General features: G+C 48.6%; 8 protein-coding genes. 6 read left to right on the forward strand and 2 right to left on the reverse strand.

The features are described from left to right. Positions 1 to 19: 19 nt before the first annotated feature. Complete coding sequence (locus ACR2PX_RS23530) at positions 20 to 559, reverse strand: hypothetical protein (RefSeq protein WP_434001788.1); 540 nt, start codon at positions 557 to 559, stop codon at positions 20 to 22. Between the two features lie 413 nt (positions 560 to 972). On the opposite strand from ACR2PX_RS23530, the gene rpsF reads away from it, so the two are divergent. The 6 genes from rpsF to ACR2PX_RS23560 all read left to right on the forward strand — a co-directional run bounded on the left by rpsF (position 973) and on the right by ACR2PX_RS23560 (position 4,751). Further along, complete coding sequence (gene rpsF, locus ACR2PX_RS23535; RefSeq protein WP_434001789.1) at positions 973 to 1,416, forward strand: 30S ribosomal protein S6; 444 nt, start codon at positions 973 to 975, stop codon at positions 1,414 to 1,416. A gap of 62 nt (positions 1,417 to 1,478) precedes the next feature. After that, positions 1,479 to 1,703: a 30S ribosomal protein S18 gene (gene rpsR / locus ACR2PX_RS23540; RefSeq protein WP_034835335.1), complete on the forward strand. Its 225-nt coding sequence runs from the start codon at positions 1,479 to 1,481 to the stop codon at positions 1,701 to 1,703. A 36-nt stretch (positions 1,704 to 1,739) separates the two neighbouring features. Beyond that, positions 1,740 to 2,612 carry a hypothetical protein gene (locus ACR2PX_RS23545; protein WP_434001790.1) on the forward strand — a complete coding sequence of 291 codons (873 nt, stop codon included), beginning with the start codon at positions 1,740 to 1,742 and terminating at the stop codon, positions 2,610 to 2,612. Positions 2,613 to 2,643: 31 nt separating this feature from the next. Continuing rightward, on the forward strand, positions 2,644 to 3,090 hold the full coding sequence (rplI, locus tag ACR2PX_RS23550) for a 50S ribosomal protein L9 (protein ID WP_434001791.1): 447 nt from the start codon (positions 2,644 to 2,646) through the stop codon (positions 3,088 to 3,090). A 135-nt stretch (positions 3,091 to 3,225) separates the two neighbouring features. Further along, a complete protein-coding gene (locus ACR2PX_RS23555) occupies positions 3,226 to 4,047 on the forward strand; it encodes a hypothetical protein (RefSeq protein WP_434001792.1) in 822 nt (273 codons plus the stop codon). Between the two features lie 170 nt (positions 4,048 to 4,217). After that, positions 4,218 to 4,751: an alkaline phosphatase PhoX gene (locus ACR2PX_RS23560; protein ID WP_434001793.1), complete on the forward strand. Its 534-nt coding sequence runs from the start codon at positions 4,218 to 4,220 to the stop codon at positions 4,749 to 4,751. Here ACR2PX_RS23560 and ACR2PX_RS23565 read toward each other — a convergent pair. Further along, the coding region (locus tag ACR2PX_RS23565) for a zinc ribbon domain-containing protein (RefSeq protein ID WP_433999696.1) at positions 4,725 to 4,830 on the reverse strand (106 nt) is incomplete at its 5' end. The two genes, ACR2PX_RS23560 and ACR2PX_RS23565, sit on opposite strands and share 27 nt — an antisense overlap.

Here is a 4,830-nt window from a genome sequence, read left to right on the forward strand (position 1 = left end):
AGAGAAGTTACCGCTGTATTTAGGTTTCTTCGAGTGTCTGCACAACATCAGAAAACGGGGAAAAGCAGCTCTCTCCGGTCTTCTGGAGGTGCTGTTTGGATAACTCCCCGGAATCCATTAAGAGCCAAGATCCATTGGTTGTCGAAACAAGGTTTTCCTGGATTGGCTGACTTTCTGTGAGCGGTTGGGGTACAAAATTAATAGGTGAGGCTTGTTCACTCACTGGCTGACTTATTTCTGGTTCTGGTGAACGGCTGGAGGATACGGCTGGCTCATGGAATACTACGGATCGACTTAATTTGGGTAAGGTTTTGAGTGCACTTTTTACTTCTCTTGCCGTCAAAAACTCTCGATTTCCCCAATTCCTACCTATGCGCCTTTCCAGGTAGGTTTTCATATTGATCGCATAGCGTTTTTCATTTTCTCCCAGCCCTTCGTTGTCAGGAGAGACGGTGCGTGAGGACTTGGAGACTTTGCCCAGATTCAGTAAGACCGCATGGCCTGTCGGAGACAGCGCTCTCAGAGTATTGAGTCTTTCTGCTCGGGGGGTAGCATCCATTGTTTAATCTCCTTATGAAACAATGCGATTGAAATGAGGTAAGATTTGAGTTGCTTTGTTTAGCTCATAATCTTATTTGCATGCCATTTGCCGAGCTTTTGACTTATCATCCAGGAAGAAGTTCCCTATACAGTTCATACACTTATTGTCTTTGAGGCTGATAAGCAGCTATCTTCAGAGACCTTTTCATCCCGCCCCCTTGCGATATACCGCTGGCCCCCATCGGTTTTTAATTCTTGCAACCATGGTCACACTTCTCTAGAATTCCCCGCTCTTTGTATGCTGGGCGTGGTGTGCAGGCATCTTTCAGGTGACTGTGTTTTCCTGTCCATCTCCTTGCCTTACTACTCTCTGAATGGAACGTAAGTTTCGTCCAAAGCGTGGGAGGCTGTTTAACCCGTAAGGAGCAAATAATGCGTCATTACGAGATTGTTTTTCTGGTACATCCTGACCAGAGCGAGCAAGTACCAGGCATGATAGAGCGTTACACTCGCGCTATCAGCGAAAACGGCGGTCAGGTACACCGTCTTGAAGACTGGGGCCGTCGTCAACTGGCTTACCCAATCAACAAGATCCACAAAGCTCACTATGTTCTGATGAACATTGAGTGCAGCAACGAGATCCTGGACGAACTGACAGATAACTTCCGTTATAACGACGCAGTTATCCGTAACATGGTGATCCGTCGTGATGAGGCCGTTTCCGAGCCATCCATCATGATGCAGGCTGAAGAGAAGCGTGAGCGCCGTGATGATCGTCGTGACGAGCGTCGCGAAGAAGCCGCTCCAGAAGCTGCTGCTGAAGAAGTAGTTGAAGAAGTAGCTGAAGAAGCTGCTGCTGAAGAAGCTGCGGAGTAAGTCGTCCTTGATCCTTATGGATTAAGAACATCACCATTTGTTGAATTCAAGGAGACGTTGCAATGGCACGTTTTTTCCGCCGCAGAAAGTTCTGCCGTTTCACCGCTGAAGGCGTGAAAGAGATCGATTACAAGGATCTGAACACCCTGAAAGCTTATGTTTCTGAAACTGGCAAGATCGTACCAAGTCGCATCACCGGTACCAAAGCCCGTTATCAGCGTCAGCTGGCGACAGCTATCAAGCGTGCGCGTTACATCGCGCTGCTGCCATACACTGATCGTCACTGATCAGTCGGCAAACTTTGGAACTGAAGGTATTGCTTGATGCGTAAACTGGCGGAACTGGCAATGAAAAGCCCGAAACATTCGCTGTTTCTGGCTGTGATATTTGCTTGTATTCCCATGCTTTTCTGGCTAAGCGCGGCCATGGTATCCCTGGTGATACTGCGTCGCGGCATTGACCAGGGACTGAAAGTCCTGATGTGGGCATTGTTGCCGGGAATAGCCTGGGCCGCCTTTGGTCAGTACAGCGTATTGATTGGGCTGGTAACGACATCGTTGCTGGCTTGTATCTTGCGTCAGACTGTCTCATGGCCGAAAACCCTGCTGGCTGTTGTGCCGCTGGGAGGCCTCGTGGCTTTTGCCATGTACCAGATATCACCACAGATGATCAGTGCCATGGCTGACTCTGTAATGGAGTTTCTGAAAAAGAGCCTCCAGAGCAGTGGCAGTGAAGGGGCTTTGCAACTGGGTGAACATCTGAGACAGATTCTGGAGTACGGCGTGGCTGGTGCTTTGGCCTGGGTACACATTCTATTTTGTGTCCTGGCTCTGGTATTGGCGCGTTCCTGGCAAGCAGATCTGTATAACCCCGGCGGATTCGGAGAAGAATTCCGTCAGGTGCGTTTACCGGCTGTGACAGGAGTAGTACTTCTGGCTATAACTTTGATGGGATCGGCACTGTCACCTATGTTGACAGCACTGGTTCCCATCGCATCGCTGCCATTGTTTATCGCAGGATTGTCACTGGTCCACGGACTGGTGAAACTGCGACAGCTAGGCAGCTTCTGGTTGATTGGCATCTATATGCTGCTGATCACCCTTACGCAACTGGCATACCCGGTTATTGTTTTGACTGCTTGTCTTGACAGTTTGTTTGATTTTCGCAACCGCGTTAATCAACAGACTCAGGGCTGACAGGCACTAGGTATAAGGTAAGGGGCTAGCGATGGACGTTATCCTGCTAGAGAAAATTGCCAATCTTGGCAACCTGGGCGACAAGGTAACGGTTAAAGCCGGTTACGGTCGTAACTTTCTGATTCCTTTTAGCAAGGCTGTGCCTGCTTCTAAGGACAATGTTGAAGCTTTTGAAGCTCGTCGTGCTGAGCTGGAAAAGGCTGCTAACGAAAAGCTGGCTGCTGCTGAAAAGCGTGCAGCTGAAATGGCTGAAATCGAACTGACCCTGACCGCTAAAGCGGGCGACGAAGGTAAGCTGTTCGGTTCTATCGGTCCACGTGATCTGGCTGAAGCCATCACGGGTGCTGGTTTTGAAGTAGCCAAGAGTGAAATCCGCATGGCTGAAGGTCCTATTCGTGCTACTGGCGAATACGACATCGGCATCCAGCTGCACACTGACGTGGCAGCTGCTATCAAGGTATTTGTTGAAGCTGAATAAGTTCGGTTTTAGCTACGCTTGATACAAAATACCCGTAGGCTTTGGCTTACGGGTATTTTTTTATCTCTGATTTCTGCACATCCCATAAAGCCAGCTATAAATATGAGCTGAGAATTCTTACCGGGATGTTGGTAATTGAATAAGAAGAAAAGAGTCTGCTGTGGGCTGAGCCTTTTGCTATTGTCGGCTGTCCTTTCTGCCCAGCCTTTCTATTGTTCTCAATGTAATCGATTTCTAGCCGGGAATTCCTGTAGCCTGCATCAGGGGCGTGGTATACCGTTTCTTCCCGAGTTGAATTTATTTCTGACCTATCAGCCCCCACCGGGCTCAGATGAGCCATCTATTCTTGACCTCACTCAGGGCAATATCAGTTTTCAGGATATGCAACAGGCTGTGCATGGGTCTGGTTTTGAAGGATTGAGTTCCTCAGCGCAGGTTGTTCCTGTCCCTGCTCAGAATGTTCAACCAATCAGTGTCAAAGACAGTCGACTGAAGAATTATCTTTTAAGAAGTCGTAAGGCTACGTTGAGGGAAATCAGGAGGCAGGTAAAAAAAATCATTCCTCACAATGATTTTATTGGCAGCAATAGAAGGGAGTTACTGGCGGCTTGTCGTAATCAAAATCAATGGGTGTACCTTCACCTCGTCTTCGAGCAGGAAGTCATAGTGCTCTGGCTGGACGGTCACGATGCAGCGCACAGTTTCGATAATTATGGAGAGGTTTACTTTCTGCTGCAGGAATTGCTTCACTCAATGGGGCTGAATGCAGTGTTTCACTTCTCAATAGAATCTTCTGAAGAAGTGTATGAGGTCTCCTCTGATTCGGGAGTGGGGGACTCAGAGAATGGGTCTGTGGGCACTGTGAGTCAGTATGACTCAGCAGCAGAAGCATCCGATCTCTCTGATTTGAGCGATTCCGAGGATGAGGATGTTGAATTGGGCCGTAAGTCTCCATGATCCTGAGATAGAGCTATCAATGAAGCTGCCCCATGTGTTTCGCTGCTTAAACTTCAGTCAACGGATTATTTTAATCCTGTCATATTAAATACATCTTATTGTAATGCCTATGTCGTTTAATGAGTCTGGCTTAGACAAGAATTAAAGCTGGCTCGCAGTATAGGTGTAACATGAGCAAATATACTTTTGATCCGACGGTGTATAATTCCAGTGACAACAAGCCGATCTCGGCAGTGCTGGAAAAAGAACTTTCTCGTCGTGGTGTTTTGAAGCGCGGAGGTGCGCTGGCAGCATTTACCGCGCTGGCCAGTCTTGGTTTGACCGGCTGTAACGATGACAACTCTGATGATGTTATTACCCCACCTCCCTCTGGTCTCTCTCTCGGTTTTGAATCTATTGCTGGCTCCAAGACAGATGCCGTGTCTGTACCCGCCGGTTATACCGCTCAGGTTCTGGCGCCATGGGGAACGCCTCTGAATGATCAGGCAGCAGAATGGAAAGAAGACGGTACTAACACTTCTGAAGATCAGCTGAACGCTACCGGCATGATGCATGACGGTATGCACTTCTTCCCGCTGGATGGAAGCAGTACAGAAGGCCTGCTCTGCATGAATCATGAATTTATTGATCAGAACAGACTGCATCCGGCCGGGGCTACTGTTGACATCCTCCCCGCCCTAAAGGACGGGGATTCCTACAGCTAGACGGTCATGCCCGACCGCAAGAATGTTTCTTGCTGCGTTTACGTCACGCAGATGTTCAGCTCCGCACTCTGAACAGACC

The organism is Endozoicomonas sp. (assembly GCF_051008435.1).
Lineage (GTDB): Bacteria > Pseudomonadota > Gammaproteobacteria > Pseudomonadales > Endozoicomonadaceae > Endozoicomonas_A.

Excerpts from the sequence above, each read along its gene's own strand:
- ACR2PX_RS23530 (WP_434001788.1), bottom strand. The coding sequence starts at position 559 with ATGGATGCTACCCCCCGAGCAGAAAGACTCAATACTCTGAGAGCGCTG.
- rpsF (WP_434001789.1), top strand. The coding sequence starts at position 973 with ATGCGTCATTACGAGATTGTTTTTCTGGTACATCCTGACCAGAGCGAG.
- rpsR (WP_034835335.1), top strand. The coding sequence starts at position 1,479 with ATGGCACGTTTTTTCCGCCGCAGAAAGTTCTGCCGTTTCACCGCTGAA.
- ACR2PX_RS23545 (WP_434001790.1), top strand. The coding sequence starts at position 1,740 with ATGCGTAAACTGGCGGAACTGGCAATGAAAAGCCCGAAACATTCGCTG.
- rplI (WP_434001791.1), top strand. The coding sequence starts at position 2,644 with ATGGACGTTATCCTGCTAGAGAAAATTGCCAATCTTGGCAACCTGGGC.
- ACR2PX_RS23560 (WP_434001793.1), top strand. The coding sequence starts at position 4,218 with ATGAGCAAATATACTTTTGATCCGACGGTGTATAATTCCAGTGACAAC.